The sequence below is a fragment of the Mesorhizobium sp. P2_B11 genome, assembly GCF_056404855.1.
Genome location: NZ_JBFUDF010000024.1, coordinates 1 through 642, shown reverse-complemented (window position 1 = coordinate 642; position 642 = coordinate 1). Strand labels below are relative to the sequence as shown.

Here is a 642-nt window from a genome sequence, read left to right as displayed (position 1 = left end):
TGATGGAGGGTCAGGGCATCGCGCTCGGCTGGCGGCATCTGGCTGAACGGCTGTTGGCGACGGGGCTGCTGGTGCCGGTGACGGATCACGTGCTGAAGACCGGCAAGGCGTTCTACGTGGTGTGGCCGAAGAACCGGGAGTTGAGCGAGAATGCGCGGAAAGTGAGGGATTGGCTGGCGGCGCAGGCGTGAGTTTGACTGGCGCAACCTCTTGAGGCTGGCGGGACAGCACCCCTCTCTGTCCTGCCGGACATCTCCCCCTCAAGGGGGGAGATTAGCAGCTTTGACGCTGGCTCGTCCTTTTGAAGGTCGAAAATTGGCGAAAGCCGTGATGACATCTAATCTCCCCCCTTGAGGGGGAGATGTCCGGCAGGACAGAGAGGGGTGCTGTCCCGCCGGCGTATCCATTGTTCCGTAGCATCAAAGCTTCCGCACACCCTTCGAATCCGCCTATACTCCCCCCATGCCCATTCGCCAGCTTTCCGAAACGATGATCAACCAGATCGCCGCCGGCGAAGTCATCGAGCGTCCGGCGAGCGTGGTGAAGGAGCTGGTCGAGAACGCGCTCGATGCCGGCGCATCTCGGGTCGAGGTCGTCACCGCCGGCGGTGGATTGAACCTGATCCGTGTCACCGATGACGGC

1 protein-coding gene and 1 pseudogene are annotated in these 642 nt (G+C 62.3%); both read left to right on the top strand.

Annotated features, from left to right (window positions below):
• Window positions 1-191, top strand: a 191-nt coding sequence (locus AC1DYJ_RS31820; protein ID WP_477426403.1) for a LysR substrate-binding domain-containing protein, incomplete at its 5' end; no start/stop codon positions are given.
• Between the two features lie 271 nt (window positions 192-462).
• Window positions 463-642: pseudogene (locus tag AC1DYJ_RS31815) on the top strand (DNA mismatch repair endonuclease MutL); the annotation flags it as partial.